We start from the raw sequence: 17,923 nt of genomic DNA on the forward strand, positions 1-17,923 counted from the left end.
CCGGTGTCCCGGTCGCGGCTCACTCGGCGGCCTCGGCGCGGGCGAACATCTCGCGCCAGCCGATCTTCGGCGCATAGCCGAGCTTCTCCCTGGCGGCGGAGATGTCGAAGATCCCGGCCAGCGGATCGGCGGCATAGAGCTCGGGCCTGGCGATCTGCGCGTCGGTCAGCCCGAAGCGGCGCTTCGCGCGCTCCAGCGTCGGCTCCTCGCCCAAAAGATCGCCGGCCAGCACGAAGAAGGTCTCGTAGGTCAGCCCCGGCACGGTGGCGGCGAGGCGGATCGCCTGCGCCACGTCCTCGGGCGCCACATAGGTCCAGATATGGTAATTGTCCGGGTCGCTGCCGCGGTCGGCCAGCTCGGGATATTCCTGCGGGAACACGATGTGCCCCGGCCGGATCACCACGATCTCCAGCTTGCCGCGGGTGGCATAGCAGCGGCACATCACCTCGCCCACCTCCTTGCTGAGCGAGTAGAACTCGGTCGGGCGCAGCGGATGCGCCTCGTCCACCGGCAGGTATTGCGGCCCCCAGTTCTCGGGGTTGTAGTGCAGCCCGGTGACGGCATCGGAGGAGATCATCACCACCCGGCGCACGCCGGCCTCCTCCGCCGCCTGCAGCACGTTCCAGCTGCCCTGCACATTGGTGTGGAAGGTCACGTCCGCCGGCGCGGTGCGCGGGTTCGGGATCGCCGCGAGATGAACCACCACCTCCTGGCCGGCGAAGCTCCGCTTCAGCAGGTCGAAATCCAGCACCGAGCCCTCGACGAAAGGGACCTCCTGATGCGGTGGCTTCAGGTCCATCACCGTGGCCTCGGCATGCGCCGTCATCTCCGCGGTGACATAGCGGCCGAGCCGCCCCGCGCCGCCGGTGATCAGGGTCTTCAGTGGCATTGTCTCTCCCTCATTGGGCATGGTTCTTCTCCTCTGCCGCGATCTCGCCGATCTCCACCCTGCGGCCCGAGGCGTGCGAGCGGTAGCAGGCCTCCTCGACATGCAGGTTCGGCAGATAGTCCGCGACCGTGTTCTCGAGCGGCGCGCCGTGCAGCAGATGCGCCGTCACATGGCGTTGCAGCGCATGCACGCAGTCGCCGGCATAGCCCCGGTTCTCCCAAGTGTAGGCGTGGCGGCGGAACCGCGCGCCGGGCTTGCGGATCTCGATATCGCCGCTGCCGAGCAGCCGGATCTGGCCATGCGCGCCCTCGACCAGCATCTCGCCCGCGGTGAGGCGGGTGTTCTCGGCCTCGTGGTCGACGAGGCGGTTGCCGTCGAGAATGCCGGCGGCGCCGCTGGCGAAGTCGATCAGCACGATGCCCGCATCCTCGCCCGCGATGGCCGGGTTCAGCCGGCGCAGCCTTGCGCTGACGGCGGCGATCTCGCCGAAGAGGAAGCGGAAGCAGTCGATCAGATGGATGCCGGTCTCGTGGATCAGGAAGCGCGGCATCTCCTGGAAATAGGGCTGGCGATCGAGATAGGCGCGCGGCCCCTGCCCGTCGCCGGTGCGGAGGCGGAACGCGGCGCCATGGACCTCGCCGATCTCGCCGGCCTCGAGCAGCCGCCGGATCTCGCGGAACCAGGGCTTGAAGCGCCAGTTCTCGTGCACGACCACGCGCGGGGCGGCGGCCTCGGCACGGGCGGCGATGCGCCGGGCGGCGGCGAGATCGGGCGCCAGCGGCTTCTGGCAGATCACATGGATGCCGCGCGCGAGGGCGGCCTCGACGAAGCGCTCGTGGGTCGCCGGCGGGGTGATGATGTCGAGGATGTCGGGGCGGGTTGCCTCCAGCATCTCTTCGACATCCTGAAAGACCTTCCCGACATTGTGCTGCCTGGCGACCGCCTCGGCCCGAGCCCTGTCGCGGGCACAGGCAAGGCCCACGAGCTCGGCATCGGCGATCCGGACCCAGCCATCATAGTGATAGCGGCTGAAGAATCCGGCTCCGACGGTGGCGACCTTGAGACGGGTCATTGGCTGTCTCCTCCCCTGTGACTCCGTGATACGGGACGAGATCGCGGCATGTCAAACCATAATATGGGATATGATCTGAAAATGCAGGATAGATGCCAGCTAGGGATGGCAACACGGCATGGCCAGCCCGGAGGAATGCGTGAGGGGGTTCCGGCTTTGCAGGGCAAGAATGCCGTGCCTTCAGGTGGTTCATGCCGGCACCATGGGCATTTCCCAAACCGGGAAGCGCCTGTATTGCGGTGCAAAATTCCCGATCAGGTGGCGAAAGCCGCGCATTCGCACCCTCCACTCCAGGGCAGGGCGAACCGGCGCGATCCGAGCGCCCTGCGGCGCGCTCCCGTGATTCGGAAAGCATATCCCACATTATGGGATATAATTGCAAACCCCTGCGCGACCTGCTGCTCGTTGAGCAAAGCCGCGATCCCGCCCGTCTCGACGACGCCCCCCGCCGAGGCACAGGGCGATGAGGCCCTGCACCGCGGGGCAGCCGGGACCGCGACGCATGACCGGCCGCGAGCCTCCTCCAGGCCCTGCGGGATCGGACGGGGAGATCGCGCCAGCGCCAGCCCTGCGAGCCAGCTCCACCAGCCGCCCGCAGGTCCGCACCCGCTCCGAAGGGCGGGGGCCAGCCATATCGGCATCCGCACCGCGCTGCGCCCGGAAGGGGCGCGCCAAGCCGCGCGCGGAAGCCCTCCGGCGGCGCGAATCAGGCAGCCGCCGCGCGGCCGGGCGGCGCCCTGGCCTGTCCGCTCGCTGCCCGCCCCTGTCGCAGCCTGTCTCACCCTGGCGCAGGCTGAGACAGTTGCGGCCCCGGCTGCCCGGCCGCGGAAGATCCGCATTGTTCCCCGCGCATGGCCGCCCCAACGTCGCTGCCAGGAACGCGGCAACGATAGCCGCACCGCTGGGAAGCAACGGGAGGAAGGGCGCATGTCACCGACACGCGACGAGCAGCACTGGATGTATCGCATGATGGTCACGAGCCGCCGGTTCGAGGAGGCCATCGCGAAGATCTATTTCGAGGGCAAGACGCCGGTCTTCAACATGGCCAAGGGGCCGATCCCCGGCGAGATGCACCTCTCCGACGGGCAGGAGCCGGTGGCGGTCGGCGTCTGCGCGCATCTCGAGCCGCATGACGTGGTGACCGCCACCCATCGCCCGCACCACCAGGCGATCGCCAAGGGCGTGGATCTCGACCGCATGGCGGCGGAGATCTTCGGCAAGGCCACCGGCCTCTCCGGCGGGCGCGGCGGGCACATGCACATCTTCGACGCGGATGTGAACTTCGCCTGCTCCGGCATCATCGCGCAGGGCATGGGCCCGGCGGTGGGCGCCGCGCTGAGCCGCAAGATGCAGGGCAAGCCGGGGGTGGCGGTGGCCTTCGTCGGCGAGGGCGCGGTGAACCAGGGCGGCTGGCACGAGGCGATGAACCTCGCCGCGGTCTGGCAGCTGCCCTTCGTCTGCGTGATCGAGGACAACGCCTGGGGGATCTCGGTGTCGAAACGCGCCTCCACCGCGGTGGCGCACAACCATGTGCGCGCCGCCGCCTATGGCATTCCGGGCGTGCGGGTGGAGGGGAACGACCCCTACGCGATCCATGCCGCCGCCGGCGAGGCGATCGCGCGGGCGCGGGCCGGCGAGGGGCCGAGCCTGCTGGAGGTCGAGACCTTCCGCCTCGCCGGGCACTTCATGGGCGATGCCGAGGGCTACCGGCCGGAGGGCGAGAAGGACGCGCTGTTCGCCCGCGACCCGATCCCGGCGATGCGCGCGCGGATGCTGGACGAGGGCAGCGCCACCGAGGCCGAACTCGCCGGGATCGAGGCCGCGGCCGCGGCCCGCGTCGATGCCGCCATCGCCTTCGCGCGCGAGAGCGCCGACCCGGCCCCCGAGGACGCGCTGACCCGCGTCTTTGCCGCCTGAGCACGGAGGACACGAGAATGACCAAACCCAACGAGAGAAAGCTCACCATCGCCCGCGCCATGGCCGAGGCCGTCGCGCAGGAGATGCGGATCGACCCCACCGTCTTCGTGATGGGCGAGGATATCGGCGCGCTCGGCGGCGTCTATGGCAACACCCGCGGGCTGCTCGACGAGTTCGGCACCGAGCGGGTGCGCGACACCCCGATCTCCGAGACCGCCTTCATCGGCGCCGCCGTCGGCGCGGCGCAGGACGGGATGCGCCCCGTGGTCGAGCTGATGTTCGTCGATTTCTTCGGCGTCTGCTTCGACGCGATCTACAACCTGATGGCCAAGAACATCTATTTCTCCGGCGGCAGCTTCAGGGTGCCGATGGTGCTGATGACCTCGACCGGCGGGGGCTATTCCGATGCCGGGCAGCACTCGCAATGCGTCTATGGCACCTTCGCGCATCTGCCGGGGATGAAGGTGGTGGCGCCGTCCAACGCCTATGACGCCAAGGGGCTGATGACCGCGGCGCTGCGCGACGACAGCCCGGTGGTCTACATGTATCACAAGGGCCTTCAGGGCATGGGCTGGCTCGGCACCGAGCCGGGCGCCACGGTGCATGTGCCGGAGGAGAGCTATGCGCTCGAGATCGGCAAGGCGAAGATTGCCCGCGCAGGCAGCGACGTCACCATCGTCAGCCTCGGCATCGGCGTGCATCACGCGCTGAAGGCGGCCGCCCGGCTCGCCGAGCAGGGGGTGAGCGCCGAGGTCGTGGATCTCGTCAGCCTCGTGCCGCTCGACCGCGAGACGATCCGCGCCAGCGTCGCCAAGACCGGCCGGCTAATCGTGGTCGACGAGGACTACATGAGCTACGGCGTCTCCGGCGAGATCATCGCCAGCGTCACCGAGCACGACATCTCGGTGCTGAAGGCCGCGCCGAAGCGGGTCGCCTTCCCCGATGTGCCGATCCCCTTTGCCCGCGTCATGGAGCAGTTCTGCCTGCCCGACCCGGACAAGATCGTCGCCGCCTGGGAGCAGATGACCGCCGCCTGAGGCGATCGCCGACATCAGTGAACCACAGCAGCGGGGCCGCGGGGGCGGCTCCGGACAGGGAAGGAGTGCCACATGGCCACCGAGATCAAGATCCCCGCCGACCTCTGGGAAGAGGACGAGGACGCCGTCATCACCAGCTGGCTGGTCGACGACGGCGCCGGCGTCGAGCAGGGCGCGCTGATCGCCGAGATCATGACCGCCAAGGTGCAGTACGAGATCCTCGCGCCGGCCTCGGGCATCGTGCGCATCAAGGAGGAGGCCGACGCGGTGGTGCCCAAGGGCGCCGTGATCGGGACGGTGGAATGACCGCCCCGGCCGAGGCCGCGAGCGATATCCGCGTGGTGCCGCTGAAGGGCGTGCGCGGCATGATCGCCGACCGCATGGTGGAGAGCCTCGCCACGGCGGCGCAGCTCACCCATCACGCCAGCGCGGAGGCGACCGCGCTGCTCGCCGAGAAGGCCCGGCTGGCCGAGGCCGGCACCAGGGCCTCGGTCGAGGACCTGCTGATGCTCGCCGCGGTGCGGGCGCTGAAGCGGCACCCGGACATCAACGGGCGGGTGGAGGGGCGCGAGGTGCATCTCGCCGCCGGGATCGACCTCTCGGTGGCGATCGCCCTGCCCGGCAACCTGCTGGTGGCGCCGGCGATCTTCGGCGCCGGCGAGATGGCGGTGTCCGAGCTCCGCGCCGCGCGGCAGGATCTCGCCGCCCGGGCGCGGGCCAACCGGCTCAGCGTCGCCGAGATGACCGGCGGAACCTTCACCGTCAGCAATCTCGGGCTCACCCGGGTCGAGCAGTTCACCCCGATCATCAACGCGCCGCAGATCGCCATTCTCGGCATCGGGCGGCTCGTCGACCGGGCGATGCCGTCGGCCGCGGGCGGCATGGAGATGCGCCCCTTCGTCGGCCTCTCGCTGACCTTCGACCACCGCGCCATCGACGGCGCCCCGGCGGGCGAGGTGCTGAGCACGATCTGCACGGAGATCGAGGGCATCGGGGGGACCGCGGGATGACCGCCCTCCGCCTTGCCGATGCGGCCGAGGGCATCGCGCGGGAGGCGGGGCTGCTCGCCGCCGGCCGGCCCGCGGTGCTGCTCTGGCAGGCCGAAGCGCCGGCGCTGGTGGTGCCGGCGGCCTGGGCCCGCCGGGCCAGCTTCGTCGAGGCCGGGGCGGAATGCGCAAGGCTGGGCTGGCCGGTGCTGGCACGCTCCAGCGGCGGCGGCGGCGTGCCCCAGGGGCCGGCGGTGCTCAACCTCGCGATAGTGCTGCCCGCCGCCGGGCTGACGCTGGAGGCCGGCTACGGGCTGATCTGCGGCGCCTTCCGCGAGGCGCTGACCCGCTTCGAGATCGCCTCCGGCACCGGCCCCGTCGAGGGCGCCTTCTGCGACGGCCGGTGGAACGTGACGGTGGCCGGGCGCAAGCTCGTCGGCACCGCCCAGCGCTGGAGCGCTGCGGAGGGGCGCCGCACCGCGCTGATCCATGCCGCCATGCTGCTCGACCGCCCGGAGCCGCGCTTCTGGGAAGCGCTCGGCCATGTCCACCGCGCGGCCGGGCTGCGGGTCGATCCGAAGCCGGAGGCCCATCTCGCGGTCTCCGAGATCCTGCCGCGGACGATGCGCCCGGGCGCGCTGATCGGCGCGGTCGCCCGGGCCGCCGAGGACCGCCTGGCCGCGGCGCTGGGCGAAAGCTCGCCCGCCGCCTGACCGCGACACACCCACCAAGGGAGGAAAAAGCAATGACCATAACAATCCACCGCCAGACATCCGAGAGCGGCCGCACGGGCTTCAGCCGCCGCCGCTTCCTGCTCTCCACCGCGATGATCGGCGTGACCACCGGCGGCATGCTGCGGATCGCCGGCGCGTCCGGGGCCGCCGCGCTCGATGCCGGGCAGTCCGCGACGCTGCTGCGCATGGTGCAGGACATCTATCCCCATCCGGACCTGCTGGAGCTCTCGCACTACGAGGCCATCGTGGAGATCGTCGCCGCCAAGGCGGCCGGCGATGCGGCGAACGCCGCCGCGCTGACCGACGGGCTCGCCCGGATCGAGGCGCAGGCCCGCGCGCTGCACGGCACCGGCTATACCGGGATCGCCGATCCGGATGCCCGCGAGGGGCTGCTGCGCCATTTCCAGCACGAGGGCTTCTTCCAGGGCGTGCGCTGGACCGCCTATTTCGCGATCTACGACAACAAGGCGCTCTGGCCGCGCTTCGGCTATGGCGGCTCCTCCGTCGAGCATGGCGGCTATATCGACCGCGGCTTCTCCGACATCACCTTCGTGCCCGCCGGCCCGACGCTCGAGCAGCGCCTGGCCGAGGTCGGCGGCTGAGGGAGGGCTGGCAATGACACGGTTCGATCTCAGCGACGACGGCGTGGTGGTGATCGTCGGCTCCGGCGCCGGCGGCGGCACCCTGGCCAACGAGCTGGCGCAGAAGGGCATCCGCTCGGTGGTGCTTGAGGCCGGCAAGCGCTTCGATCTCGGCGACATCGAGAACGACGAATGGGCGATGTTCAGCAAGACCTCGTGGCTGGACAAGCGCTACAGCACCGGCGGCTGGCACGGCGCGGTCAACCATCCCAACCTGCCGGCCTGGATCGTCAAGGGCTATGGCGGCTCGACGATCCACTGGGCCGGCGTGGCGCTGCGCCTGCGCGAGCACGAGTTCCGCACCCGCAGCCACTACGGCGCGATCCCCGGCGCCAACAACGAGGACTGGCCGGTCACGCTGGCGGAGATGATCCCCTGGTACGAGAAGGCCGAGCGCAAGATGGGCGTGACCGGCCGTACCACCGGCATGCCGCACCTGCCCTGGAACAACGGCTTCCGCGTGCTCGCCGAGGGCTGCCGCCGCACCGGGCGGACCGACTACAACTCCGGCCCGATGGCGATCAACTCGGTGGAGCGCGACGACCGCCCGGCCTGCCAGCAGATCGGCTTCTGCATGCAGGGCTGCGCGATCGGCGCCAAGTGGTCGACGATGTATACCGAGCTGCCGCGCGCCGAGGCCACCGGCAACTGCGAGGTGCGCACCGAGGCGATGGCTCTGCGCATCGAGCATGACCGGGCGGGCCGCGTCACCGGCGTGGTCTATGCCGATGCCGAGGGGGTGCAGCACCGCCAGAAGGCGCGGGCGGTCGCGGTGGCGGGCAACTCGATCGAGAGCCCGCGGCTGCTGCTCAACTCGGCCTCGGCGATGTTCCCGGACGGGCTGGCCAACAGCTCCGGCCAGGTCGGGCGCAACTACCTGACCCACACCACCGCCGGCTGCTATGCGGTGCTGCCGGAGAAGGTGCACATGTATCGCGGCACCTCGGTGGCCGGGGTCGTCGGCGACGAGGTGAACCACGACGCCGGGCGGGGCTTCGCCGGCGGCTACTATCTCGAGTTCCTCTCGCTCGGCCTGCCCTTCATGGCGGCCTTCCTCGAGCCCGGCAACACCGGCTGGGGCCGCAGCGTCGCCGGCGCCATGGAGCAGTATGACCGGATGTCCGGCGTCTGGATCTGCGGCGAGGACATGGCGCAGGAGAAGAACGGCATCACCCTGCACCCCGAGGAGAAGGACCAGCACGGGCTGCCGGTGCCGCTGGTGGCCAAGACACCGCACAACAACGACCACGCGATGACGGCACATGCCTTCGAGGCGACGGCGGAGATCTACGAGGCGGTCGGCGCCACCGATGTCTACGAGCTGCCGGCCTATCCGGCGAGCCACAACATGGGCACCAACCGGATGCATGCCGACCCGGCGAAGGGCGTGGTGAACGCCTTCGGCCAGGCGCATGACGTGGCCAATCTCTTCGTCTCCGACGGCAGCCAGTTCACCTCCTCCGGCGCCTGCAACCCGACGCTGACCATCGTCGCGCTGGCGATCCGCCAGGCCGAGCACATCGCCCGCGAGATGGCCGCCGGCAGCATCTGAAACCGCCGCGGCGGCGCCCGGCGCGCCGCCGTGCCCCCCAACGGGAAACGAACCGGGAGACACCATGTTCGGGAACATTCGCAGATTCGCCGCCGGCGCGGCGCTCGCGCTCTGCCTGCCGGCGCTGGCCGGCGCCCAGGTCGCCGGGCTCCGCGGCATCCAGCATTTCGGCCTGACCGTGCCGGATATCGCGGAAGCGGTGGACTATTTCGTCGACGTCATCGGCTGCGAGAGCTTCTTCTCCAACGCCATCGGCCCCTTCGACAACGGCTGGATGATGGAGAACCTCGACGTCAACGACGCCGCCTCGCTGACCAACCACCGGGTGCGCTGCGCAAACGGCACCAATCTCGAGCTCTTCGAGTACAGCTCGCCGGACCAGCGCCGGGTGATGCCGAAGAACGTCGATTACGGCGGCAGCCACATCGCCTTCTATGTCGACGACCTGCCGGCGACCGTCGCCTATCTGCGCGGCAAGGGCCTCGAGGTCTTCGGCGAGATCAAGACCAACACGCGGGAGGGGCACCCGACGAAGGGCCTCTCCTGGATCTACACCCGGGCGCCCTGGGGCGGATACATCGAGTTCCTGAGCTACCCGGACGGGCTCGGCTACGAGAAGACCACCGACCGGCGGCTCTGGAGCCCGCTCGACTAGCCCCCGGCCAGCACCGCCCGACGACCGACGGCGCGCCCGGAGCATCCGGGCCGAAGGGTGCGCCATGCCTCAGCCACAAGCCCGGAGACGGAGGAAACCATGACGGACAACCGCAGGACCCAGCCCCTGCCCGCGCCCTCGCGGCGCGATCTGATGCTCGGCGGCGCCGCCTCGCTCGGCGCGCTCGGGGCCGCCGGCACCGCGCGGGCGCAGATGCACGGGCCGATCCACGGGCCCTCGCAGCCGGTCTTCACCCTGCAGCAGGTCTGCTACGTGGTCGACGATCTCGACGCCGCGCTGAAATACTGGACCGAGGAGCTCAAGGTCGGCCCCTTCTTCCTGTTCGAGCACGCCCCGCTCGAGAACCAGGTCTATCGCGGCCAGCCGACCGGTGCGGACGTGACCCTCGCCCTCGGCAACAGCGGCGCCGTGCAGGTCGAGCTGCTGGTGCAGCACGACGACGCCCCCTCGGTCTACAAGGAATGGACCGATGCCGGCCGCCGCGGCCTGCATCATTTCGGCTATATCCCCGAGGACTACGCCGCCAACCGCGAGCATTTCATCGGGATCGGCCATGCGCCGGCCTTCGAATGCACCATCGGCGGCTCGCCGCTGGTCTATTTCGACATGCTCGACACCCTCGGCCACTATGTCGAGTTCTGGGAGGACAGCGCGGTCTATCGCGAGATCTTCCGCCGCACCGAGGAGGCCGCCCGCAGCTGGGACGGCTCCGACCCCGTGCGCCCCTGGACCTGACCGCCCGCCCCCCAGCAGAACGGAGACCGAACCCATGGCCCATTATTCCGTGCTGGCCGTCACGCCCACCGATGACGGCTGGATCCCGGACTATCTGCCCATCGCCAATGCCCTCGTCACCAAGCATGGCGGGCGCTATCTGGCGCGCACCGCGAGCCACGAGCAGGTCGAGGGCGCCGAGAGCCCGGCCGGCCTGCGCATCATCCTCGAATGGCCGACGCGCGCGGCGGCGATCGCCTTCATGAACGACCCCGATTATGCACCCCAGCTCGCCGCCCGCACCGCGGGCTCGGAGAGCGTGCATTTCCTGATCGAGGGCAGGGACGACCTCGCCTGAGGCACCCCCATCCTGCCCTCGGCCGGGCGCCCCGCTGCATCTCCCTGTCGGCAGCGGAGCGCCCGGCGCTTTGCATCCCGGCGCCGCCCTGCCCGCCTTGCATCCCGGCGCCGCCCCGCCGCTCGCCCCTGCCCCTCGCCCCTGCCCGTCCCCGTCGGTCAGCTCGGCCGGGCGATGCCGTGGCGGTTCATCCTGCGGTGGATCGTCGCCCGGCTCATGCCGAGCGTGCGCGCCGCCTGCGAGACGTTCCAGCGCGCCCCCGTCAGCGCATCGAGCAGCATCGCGCGCTCGTCATAGACCGGCCGCGGCAATGCCGGCGCGGGCGCCGCGGGCGTCTCGGGCGCCGGCCGATCCGCCGCGGCCAGCACCGAGGTGCCGCGCAGCTCCATCGGCGAGATGCGCCGCCCGTCGCCGGCCATCAGCGCCTGCTGCAGCACGCTGCGCAGCTCGCGCACATTGCCGGGCCAGCCATGCGCCGCGATCGCCGCCATCGCCTCGGGCGCGATCTCCACCTCGGCGCCGGCGAGCCGGGTGGCCAGCGCCCGGACCAGCGCCTCGGGCCGCGCCCGCACGCGCAGCGGCGGCAGCACCAGCCGGGTATGGGCCAGCAGGAAGAAGAGATCGTCGCGGAACGCCCCGGCCTCCACCGCCGCGCGCAGCGGCCGCCGGCAGGTGGCGACGACGCGCACCGCCGAGGCCGGCGCCTCGCCGGTGCAGAGCCCGCCCTCGGCCTCGATCTCCGCCAGCAGGCTGCGCAACCCGGCCTGGACATAGGCCGGCATCTCGTCGGCATTGTCGAGGACCAGCATGGCGACCCGCGGCCCGGCCATGTCGAGCGCGCCGACCACGCGGGCCTGCTGGAAGACCGTGCGAACATAGGTTCGGTCGTCGTCGAATTCGCCGATCAGCGCGCAGTCCACCGTCACCGCCTCGGCCGGCGAGAGCCCCGCCGCCTCGCGGATCGCCGCGACGAGCGCCGACTTGCCGGTGCCGGATTCGCCCTCGATCACGAAGGGCAGCGCGCGGCGGAAATGCGCCTCCGCCCGCTCGCAGACATCGGCCACCGCCTCGCTGCCGATGGCGAGCTCGCGGTAGGACGGCGCGAGATGGCGGCGCCTCGGCCGGGCCGGCCCCGGCTGCCCGGCCGGCGGCTGCCAGCCGCGGCCCGGCCAGGCCGGCGCGTGCGGCCGGCGCGCCGCGAGGCCGAGCTGCGGCCCGGCCGCGAAGCGCGTGCTCAGCACCCGGCCCGGCACCCGGTCGAGCGCCCCGGCATCGGCGCCGAATACGATCTCGAAGGAGCGGCCGAGCAGCTCCGAGGGCGCCTCCATGCCCACCAGCCGGTGCGCCCGCGCGGTCGAGCCGAGGATCGTGCCGGCCTCGTCCACCGCCACCAGCTCCTCGGCCTGCAGCAGCGCGCCCTCCGCCGGCGCCGAGACGGTGACGATCATCTGCTCGGCGAAGCGCCGCTCGAACAGGATGCGCTGGATCCGGTCGGCCGCGGTGCCGAGCAGCAGCCGGGCGAAGCCGTGCTCGGCCGGGTTGCCCCGGTCGAAGGCGGAGAGCGCGAGCGCGCCGATCCGGCGGTTCTCGGCGTCGAAGAGCGGCACCCCGGTGCAGGCGAAGCCGCGCAGGCGCGAGAAGTAGTGCCCCCGCCCGTCCACCGTGAAGGCCGCGTTCTCCGCCATCGCCATCGAGACGCCGTTGGTGCCGGCCAGCCGCTCGTCCCAGCAGGAGCCGAGCGCGATGCCGTAGCTCTCGAAATCCGCGCGGACCCGGTCCTGGCTCTCGAGCCGCACCAGCACCCCGTCGGCATCGGCAACCACGAGGCAGCTTCCGGCGCCGACGGCGAGCTCGGCGAGCTGGCGGATGATCCCCTGGCGCCCGCCGGTGCGCTCGACCAGCTCGGCGAAGCGCGGCGCGATCTCGGTCGATTGCAGGCGCAGGATCGGCCGCGCGGCATCCCGCACGAGGTTGTGCTTGCGCTCGCAGCGCTCCCAGGAGGCGGCGATTGCCGTCTCCGAGCCGGGTCCGATCATTGGTCTTTTCATTGGGCGGTTTCCTCGCGGCAAGCATAGGCCGGCCGGATAGAGCACGCCAAGTCCTTTCCGCCCGCCCCGGGGCGCCCCAGCCCGCCCCAGAGCGACCCGGAGCGCCTCAGGCCGCCCGGGCGCCGTGCGCGCGCATCGCCTCGACCGTCTCGGCGAGGCTCCGCCGCGCACCGCGCTGGAGATATTCCATCGCCCGCAGCGCCGCCTCGTGCGCCTCGATGCAGGAGCCGGCGACGCAGTCCTCGATCACGCGGCAGAAATAGTCCGACTGGTGCCCGTCGACGAAGGTGTAGTGCACGCAGACATCGGTCAGCCCGCCGCAGAGCAGCAGCGTGTCGATCTTCAGCCCGCGCAGCAGGATCTCGAAATCGGTGCCGAAGAAGGCCGAGTAGCGCCGCTTGCGGATGTGGTAGTCGTCCGGCCGCACGCCCATCTGCGCGACGGCGAGCGCGGTGTTCGGGTTGTCCTCGAGGCAGTGGACATCCTCGCTGCCGTCGAGCTCGCGCCCGAAATCCACCATGTCGGGCCGGTGCACCTCCTGGATGAAGATCACCGGGATGCCGGCCGCCCGCGCGGCGTCGATGGCCTGGCGCGCGGCCAGCATCCGGCCGGCATAGCCCGGCATGTGGTCGATGGCGCGGGCGTCGCCGTCCTGCCCGACAAAGGTGCCGGCCTGGATGTCGATGACGACGAGCGCCGGGTTGCCCTCGATCAGGGCGCGGACGGGGGGCTTGGCATTGGCCATGGCGAGGCTCCTTGCATGGCGGGGGCGGCCTTCGGCGCCCGGCTGCCGGGCAGGCTAGCCGAACCCCGCGCCAGCGGCGAGCCCCCGCCGGCCGCGCGGCACCGGCGGGACGCGCGGCGACCGCCGCCGGAGACATCCCGGCGCCGGCCAGCGCTCCGGCGCGCGGGAATCGCGCCCTGCGGGCAGTCATGAGGTCGTTCGGGGCCTGTGGGTTGCTTCCGGACCGGCAACGCCAGCGCTTCCCCGTCGCCGCGGCCCCCGCCCGCGAACCGCCTTCGCATTGGGCGGCAGCGGCCGGGATGGCGCCGAACGGCGCCGCCATGTCCCCGATGACCGACACGCCGCGCCCAAGCCCGGCGAGCCTCTCCCCGGTGGTCGCGCCGATGCGGATCCCGCCAAGGGCGCCCTCACCGAAGCGCCCTGCCGCGGCCGGAGAGGCGGATGCCCTTGCGCTGGAAATCCGTCACCAGACGCGGCGTCTCGCGTAAGAACGAGTGGCGGGACGGGATGAAACATCCGCCACCCTCGATCCCGCCGGAGCGGCGGCACCGCCTCGGCCCGCATCTGGTGAGAGCGCCCAGCGATCGGCAGTGGGGGGCGAGCCGGCCCCAAAAGCGCCACATCCGCCAATGCCGGCCCCGCGCCCGCCGCGTGGGAACGCCCGAGGCCCTGCGGCGCGGCCAATGCCCGTGCCGACCCCGTCGCCGGGGCGCAAGGGGCAGCCGATCAGGCCGATCCGGCGAATGCCGCCGATCGGCAGGATCAACTTCAGTGCCGAAATCCGCCTCGCGGACATGCCGGCAAGCAGCCGCAGGCCGATCGAGATGCGCGCGGCGAAGCCGAGGAGCACCGCGGCGATCGAGGGCAGGCCATCGCCCCGAGCCTCCCGGCCCGGACAAGGCCGCCGTCCGCGGCGTGGGACCGCACCGCCCGCGCGATACCCCTTGCCAATCGCCGGCCCGCCCCCGGAAGAGAGAGACGCCGATCAGCGCGTTCCCGGCCGCCATGCTCAGGCCGGTCGGGGCGCACGGCCCGGCGATGCCGCACGCGGCAATCTGCATTGTGTCCAAGGCCCGCCCCGATCTCCACCTTCGCGACAGTGCGAGAGCCCTCCCCTGTGCCGGCGGGGCAGCGCGGGCGCCGGGCGAGACCAGCCGCCGACCGCCGTACCAGGGGGCAGGCAGCATCGCGGGAAAGAAGGGTCTGGCTGGGCGAGACATGCGGGCCGGGGCGGCATGTCTCGCCCGCCCAAGACAATGCCCTTTCGCACGAGCGCGCGCAGGTCGCCGGACTAAGTGATCCGGCAGCGCCCCCATCGCTCACGGCGCAACGCGGCCGCGGCACCATCGGCGCGGCACCGACCCGCGGCGGCATCGGGCTGCGGAACGCATCGTCCGAGACCAAGGCATGAGCCCACTCCGCCGCGATCATGGGCAGAGGCACAGCGCCAGCCATGTCTCGATGGTAGCCTCTTCAACATGCCCTCGCCGGGCCGCCTGGCCATGCCCAGCCGCGGCACGCCGCACGTAGTGCCGGGCACAGTCGTGGCCGGCTGGATACCCGCGCTGCCTGGCGGCCGCTCCGGCACCGAGGCGACGCGCCCTTGCAACATCCGCCTCACCCTCGTTCCCATGCGAGTCCAGAGGCGGCATTGCCGCTTTCGGCCCACCGGCTGCGATCGATCGCGGGCGGGCCGACCGCGCGATCCTCCCCGCCCCGCTCCGGGCAGTTCCGGCCCCCCGGCTCGAACGGGATGCCGCTGCCCATCCGGATCACCCGGTGCCGCACGCTCGCGCCGCACCGCAGCACCGCAAGGCACGCGCCTCGTCGAGAAAATGCAGGTTTCGCCCCACGGCGGGGCCGCCATCGCCGGCGCCCGCCTGATGCATGGTGACCGCCCATCGTCTGGGGAGCGAGACAGTCGGCACGGCCGCAATCGTCGATGTCCCACAAGGAGAGCACGAGGTGTCCAGCCGGTTGGGCAACTGATCGGCGACCCGCCGCATCGCGATGCAGCGCTCCGGCAGCAGCCTTTCCGGGCGAGCCATGTGGATCGAGCGCTGCCGGTAGTCGGGCCTGCGCGTCTGGCTGGGATCTCCTCCCCCGTCCAGGCGGCGATCCGCGCAGGGTATCGGGATCGTCGCGCGCCTCGTCTGCCAGGGCACTGCCCGGTGCTTCGCCACTCGGAAGAGGCGGCGCGTGGGCGGCGCGCCCCCGTACGATATCGACCTGCCTGGCGAGGCCGTTCGAGCGCCACTCGTCAACGTCGATGGCCTCGGAGAGCACCTGACCCGGCGCAGGCAGCCTTGGGCCTGAACGAGGTGCAATGGCCCACCCCCTCTGACCCTCGTTCGAGCGGGATGTCGGCGCAGGCAAAGCCATGCCTGCCATGGTTGGGATGCGCGCGAGGGCCCTCCGGCACGCATTGCTTCGGCGCCGCGTCCCGCCACGGCACCGGTTTCAGCGCATGCGCCACTCCGGTGGATCGGACGCCGACTCGGCCACCGTCTCCGGCATGCGCAGCGTGAGGCGCTTGCCGGTGGCGGCATTCGCGCAGGCCCGCCTTGGAGCAGGAAAGGGCCTATCTGCTGGCTGGCTGGTCGACGGCGCGCCCGATGCGGAGCGACATCTTCTGCGGCAGGAACGCCGCGCAGCGCGACTGCAGGCCGGGAGCGCCGCGGCCCCTGCAGGCCCAGCGGTCGACGGTCGCCCGCTTCGGCGGGTCCTCCATCGGCCCGGCCTGCGCGGCACCGGTCGTGTTGCGGAGAAGTGCCTCCCCGTCGGCCGGCAGGAGGCCCGAGATCGCAGGCAACCCAGCAAATGCGCGCCCGCCCGGACCGCCCCCGGTGCCCCGCATTCCTGCCACGATCCAGACCGGCCGTCGCACGCCTGTATCGGGCTGCCCGCCGATCAACGCCGCCGCGTCGTGGCAGAGGCGCCCTTTCGCGATGTGAACGCCGGCGGCCAAAGCGCCCCGGTTTGCCATGAGCCGGGGCGTTTGCAGGTGCCGCCGCCGGGGTTCCGGGATATCTGTCCGCGTTTCGACGGCGATGCCTTGCCGATCCAAGGCGCGCCCTCGCCGCCCATCCCGACACGGCGTTCGGCGGCGCAGGGTGGCGGGGTGCATGAAGCGGCCCATCGCGTGGCAGCTGATCCCGGAATGGCCGCTCCCCTCGGGTCGGCGAGGCGGGGCGTTCGTGCGGGTGGCCGCCGCAGAGTTGGCGCGCGTGGGCGCAGCCGGGCCCGACGGTGTTCGCGGCGGCCGGCGGGAGGCCGCGCTCCTCCCCATTCTCCCGCGGCAGGGGCGCGAGCGCGCCGGTCAAGGAAGGTCCCCCGCGCCAGGGCCTCGATCAGCCCGGCGGCTCCGGCGCCACGATCACCGGGGCGAGCTCCTGCGCGATGCGGCGCAACCTCTCCGGCTCCGGCGGGCGAACCATGCCGGTCTTGCAGATGGCCCGGCCTCCGGCAGTGGTGCGGACGGCGCCGATGCCGGGGGTCCGGTGCGCAGTTGCCATGTCCATCCTGCTCTCACCGGCGCTGGCGATTCCGATCCGCCGGCTGGCCGCCCGTCATGGCCCGGCCGTCGAGCCCATAGGCCCGCGTGCCTCCAGCCTTGTGGCGGCGCGGGCGCCGTGCCTGCTCGCTCCCACCCTCGCCAGCGCGGATGGTGCCCCAGCGGATATCCGCCCCCCAGGATCGCCGACAGCGCCATCATCTGAGGTCGGTACAAAATGCAATCATCAGGGAGGCCCCGGAGCGCTAAACGCCGAGGAAGCCGACGATCCGGGACCTTGCCGCGACGATGCCGGCGGGAGAGCGGCTGGCGGCAATGGTCGTGTGCGGGGTGCTGACGGTGCGCCAGGCCGAGCTGGCGGGCGTGGACATCGGCGGCGTCGCCGTCGGCCTCGGCATGACGGACCACGGCCATCAGAAAGCGCTGCGCACTGCCCTCGTCCGGACGATATGGCACATTCGCGCGCTGCGCGCCGGGGCGCCCGACACGCTCTGCATCGCCCAAAGGCCCCATGGCTCCTGCGCGACGCCCGGTATCGCCGCAGCCAGCGCGGTCAGGCCGATGCAGGAGAGCGGCACCAATGCGGCGACGCTGCGGAACGGATGCGAGGAGGGCCGCATCACCAAGGCGGCCGCCCCTGCAGGCGCGCCGGTGATGCGCCCTGTCGGCCTGCCGCACCAAATGCTCCGCGTCGGCGGCGTCGGGATGCCGGGCCGCTGCGCCGGGAACGCGCCGTGCATCTTCGGCACCGTCGGCGCCATCGAGGAGGCGGGCGCCCTAGGGGTCGAGATCGAGGTGCTGCCCGCCGCGGCCGCCGGGGCGGTGGCGCGGCCGCCGGGATCGACATCGTCTCGACCGCTGCGGGCGCGGCCAGTGCCTGCCGGATGCGTGACGGCTACGCCCGATCGGTGCCTTCCACCTGTAGAAGCCGGTGATCGGGCGTCGCCGGCTTCTCCCCGTGTAGCCGGATGCGGATGACGGTCTGCCATGGCAACCCGAAGCGGTACACGGCCTGCATAGCGGCGTCGCGCAAGGGGAAG

At 71.8% G+C, this 17,923-nt stretch carries 17 protein-coding genes; 11 read left to right on the forward strand and 6 right to left on the reverse strand.

Going from position 1 to position 17,923, the window contains the following annotated elements; genetic code table 11:
* Positions 1-19: 19 nt before the first annotated feature.
* Together QSJ97_RS11710 and QSJ97_RS11715 are read right to left on the reverse strand one after the other, a co-directional pair.
* A complete protein-coding gene (locus tag QSJ97_RS11710; protein ID WP_285671952.1) occupies positions 20-889 on the reverse strand; it encodes an NAD-dependent epimerase/dehydratase family protein in 870 nt (289 codons plus the stop codon).
* Between the two features lie 10 nt (positions 890-899).
* Positions 900-1,961, reverse strand: a complete 1,062-nt coding sequence (locus QSJ97_RS11715; protein WP_285671953.1) for a Gfo/Idh/MocA family protein — start codon at positions 1,959-1,961, stop codon at positions 900-902.
* 927 nt (positions 1,962-2,888) lie between these two features.
* Here QSJ97_RS11715 and QSJ97_RS11720 point away from each other — a divergent pair.
* The 10 genes from QSJ97_RS11720 to QSJ97_RS11765 all read left to right on the forward strand — a co-directional run bounded on the left by QSJ97_RS11720 (position 2,889) and on the right by QSJ97_RS11765 (position 10,576).
* The gene (locus QSJ97_RS11720; protein WP_285671954.1) at positions 2,889-3,878 is read left to right on the forward strand and encodes a thiamine pyrophosphate-dependent dehydrogenase E1 component subunit alpha; all 990 of its coding nucleotides are present in this window, start codon (positions 2,889-2,891) and stop codon (positions 3,876-3,878) included.
* A 17-nt stretch (positions 3,879-3,895) separates the two neighbouring features.
* The gene (locus tag QSJ97_RS11725) at positions 3,896-4,915 is read left to right on the forward strand and encodes an alpha-ketoacid dehydrogenase subunit beta (protein ID WP_285671955.1); all 1,020 of its coding nucleotides are present in this window, start codon (positions 3,896-3,898) and stop codon (positions 4,913-4,915) included.
* A 72-nt stretch (positions 4,916-4,987) separates the two neighbouring features.
* A complete protein-coding gene (locus QSJ97_RS11730; protein ID WP_285671956.1) occupies positions 4,988-5,221 on the forward strand; it encodes a biotin/lipoyl-containing protein in 234 nt (77 codons plus the stop codon).
* On the forward strand, positions 5,218-5,925 hold the full coding sequence (locus QSJ97_RS11735) for a 2-oxo acid dehydrogenase subunit E2 (protein WP_285671957.1): 708 nt from the start codon (positions 5,218-5,220) through the stop codon (positions 5,923-5,925). Before QSJ97_RS11730 ends, QSJ97_RS11735 begins: the two co-directional genes overlap by 4 nt.
* Positions 5,922-6,614, forward strand: coding sequence for a lipoyl protein ligase domain-containing protein (locus tag QSJ97_RS11740; protein ID WP_285671958.1), 693 nt, complete (start codon positions 5,922-5,924; stop codon positions 6,612-6,614). The genes QSJ97_RS11735 and QSJ97_RS11740 overlap by 4 nt, the downstream gene beginning before the upstream one ends.
* Before the next feature lie 32 nt (positions 6,615-6,646).
* Complete coding sequence (locus QSJ97_RS11745) at positions 6,647-7,237, forward strand: hypothetical protein (protein WP_285671959.1); 591 nt, start codon at positions 6,647-6,649, stop codon at positions 7,235-7,237.
* A 13-nt stretch (positions 7,238-7,250) separates the two neighbouring features.
* Complete coding sequence (locus tag QSJ97_RS11750) at positions 7,251-8,828, forward strand: GMC family oxidoreductase (RefSeq protein WP_285671960.1); 1,578 nt, start codon at positions 7,251-7,253, stop codon at positions 8,826-8,828.
* Between the two features lie 64 nt (positions 8,829-8,892).
* Positions 8,893-9,483 (forward strand): VOC family protein, encoded by a 591-nt coding sequence (locus QSJ97_RS11755; RefSeq protein ID WP_285671961.1) that lies wholly within the window; start codon positions 8,893-8,895, stop codon positions 9,481-9,483.
* A gap of 99 nt (positions 9,484-9,582) precedes the next feature.
* Positions 9,583-10,239 carry a VOC family protein gene (locus QSJ97_RS11760; protein ID WP_285671962.1) on the forward strand — a complete coding sequence of 219 codons (657 nt, stop codon included), beginning with the start codon at positions 9,583-9,585 and terminating at the stop codon, positions 10,237-10,239.
* 34 nt (positions 10,240-10,273) lie between these two features.
* Positions 10,274-10,576, forward strand: a complete 303-nt coding sequence (locus tag QSJ97_RS11765) for a DUF1330 domain-containing protein (protein WP_285671963.1) — start codon at positions 10,274-10,276, stop codon at positions 10,574-10,576.
* A 158-nt stretch (positions 10,577-10,734) separates the two neighbouring features.
* Here QSJ97_RS11765 and QSJ97_RS11770 read toward each other — a convergent pair whose 3' ends face one another.
* The 4 genes from QSJ97_RS11770 to QSJ97_RS11785 all read right to left on the reverse strand — a co-directional run bounded on the left by QSJ97_RS11770 (position 10,735) and on the right by QSJ97_RS11785 (position 16,884).
* Positions 10,735-12,624 (reverse strand): sigma-54-dependent Fis family transcriptional regulator, encoded by a 1,890-nt coding sequence (locus QSJ97_RS11770; RefSeq protein WP_285671964.1) that lies wholly within the window; start codon positions 12,622-12,624, stop codon positions 10,735-10,737.
* 106 nt (positions 12,625-12,730) lie between these two features.
* A complete protein-coding gene (locus QSJ97_RS11775) occupies positions 12,731-13,369 on the reverse strand; it encodes a cysteine hydrolase family protein (RefSeq protein ID WP_285671965.1) in 639 nt (212 codons plus the stop codon).
* Between the two features lie 2,581 nt (positions 13,370-15,950).
* On the reverse strand, positions 15,951-16,436 hold the full coding sequence (locus QSJ97_RS11780; RefSeq protein WP_285671966.1) for a hypothetical protein: 486 nt from the start codon (positions 16,434-16,436) through the stop codon (positions 15,951-15,953).
* A 283-nt stretch (positions 16,437-16,719) separates the two neighbouring features.
* Positions 16,720-16,884 carry a hypothetical protein gene (locus tag QSJ97_RS11785; RefSeq protein WP_285671967.1) on the reverse strand — a complete coding sequence of 55 codons (165 nt, stop codon included), beginning with the start codon at positions 16,882-16,884 and terminating at the stop codon, positions 16,720-16,722.
* A gap of 266 nt (positions 16,885-17,150) precedes the next feature.
* Here QSJ97_RS11785 and QSJ97_RS11790 point away from each other — a divergent pair, with 266 nt between their 5' ends.
* Positions 17,151-17,861: a 3-methyl-2-oxobutanoate hydroxymethyltransferase gene (locus tag QSJ97_RS11790; protein WP_285671982.1), complete on the forward strand. Its 711-nt coding sequence runs from the start codon at positions 17,151-17,153 to the stop codon at positions 17,859-17,861.
* Positions 17,862-17,923: the final 62 nt, after the last annotated feature.

This window comes from Paralimibaculum aggregatum, assembly GCF_030270585.1.
Classification (GTDB): domain Bacteria; phylum Pseudomonadota; class Alphaproteobacteria; order Rhodobacterales; family Rhodobacteraceae; genus Thermohalobaculum; species Thermohalobaculum aggregatum.

Excerpts from the sequence above, each read along its gene's own strand:
- QSJ97_RS11755 (WP_285671961.1), top strand. The coding sequence starts at position 8,893 with ATGTTCGGGAACATTCGCAGATTCGCCGCCGGCGCGGCGCTCGCGCTC.
- QSJ97_RS11765 (WP_285671963.1), top strand. The coding sequence starts at position 10,274 with ATGGCCCATTATTCCGTGCTGGCCGTCACGCCCACCGATGACGGCTGG.
- QSJ97_RS11775 (WP_285671965.1), bottom strand. The coding sequence starts at position 13,369 with ATGGCCAATGCCAAGCCCCCCGTCCGCGCCCTGATCGAGGGCAACCCG.
- QSJ97_RS11715 (WP_285671953.1), bottom strand. The coding sequence starts at position 1,961 with ATGACCCGTCTCAAGGTCGCCACCGTCGGAGCCGGATTCTTCAGCCGC.
- QSJ97_RS11710 (WP_285671952.1), bottom strand. The coding sequence starts at position 889 with ATGCCACTGAAGACCCTGATCACCGGCGGCGCGGGGCGGCTCGGCCGC.
- QSJ97_RS11740 (WP_285671958.1), top strand. The coding sequence starts at position 5,922 with ATGACCGCCCTCCGCCTTGCCGATGCGGCCGAGGGCATCGCGCGGGAG.
- QSJ97_RS11725 (WP_285671955.1), top strand. The coding sequence starts at position 3,896 with ATGACCAAACCCAACGAGAGAAAGCTCACCATCGCCCGCGCCATGGCC.
- QSJ97_RS11785 (WP_285671967.1), bottom strand. The coding sequence starts at position 16,884 with ATGGCAACTGCGCACCGGACCCCCGGCATCGGCGCCGTCCGCACCACT.
- QSJ97_RS11760 (WP_285671962.1), top strand. The coding sequence starts at position 9,583 with ATGACGGACAACCGCAGGACCCAGCCCCTGCCCGCGCCCTCGCGGCGC.
- QSJ97_RS11770 (WP_285671964.1), bottom strand. The coding sequence starts at position 12,624 with ATGAAAAGACCAATGATCGGACCCGGCTCGGAGACGGCAATCGCCGCC.
- QSJ97_RS11720 (WP_285671954.1), top strand. The coding sequence starts at position 2,889 with ATGTCACCGACACGCGACGAGCAGCACTGGATGTATCGCATGATGGTC.
- QSJ97_RS11750 (WP_285671960.1), top strand. The coding sequence starts at position 7,251 with ATGACACGGTTCGATCTCAGCGACGACGGCGTGGTGGTGATCGTCGGC.
- QSJ97_RS11735 (WP_285671957.1), top strand. The coding sequence starts at position 5,218 with ATGACCGCCCCGGCCGAGGCCGCGAGCGATATCCGCGTGGTGCCGCTG.
- QSJ97_RS11730 (WP_285671956.1), top strand. The coding sequence starts at position 4,988 with ATGGCCACCGAGATCAAGATCCCCGCCGACCTCTGGGAAGAGGACGAG.
- QSJ97_RS11745 (WP_285671959.1), top strand. The coding sequence starts at position 6,647 with ATGACCATAACAATCCACCGCCAGACATCCGAGAGCGGCCGCACGGGC.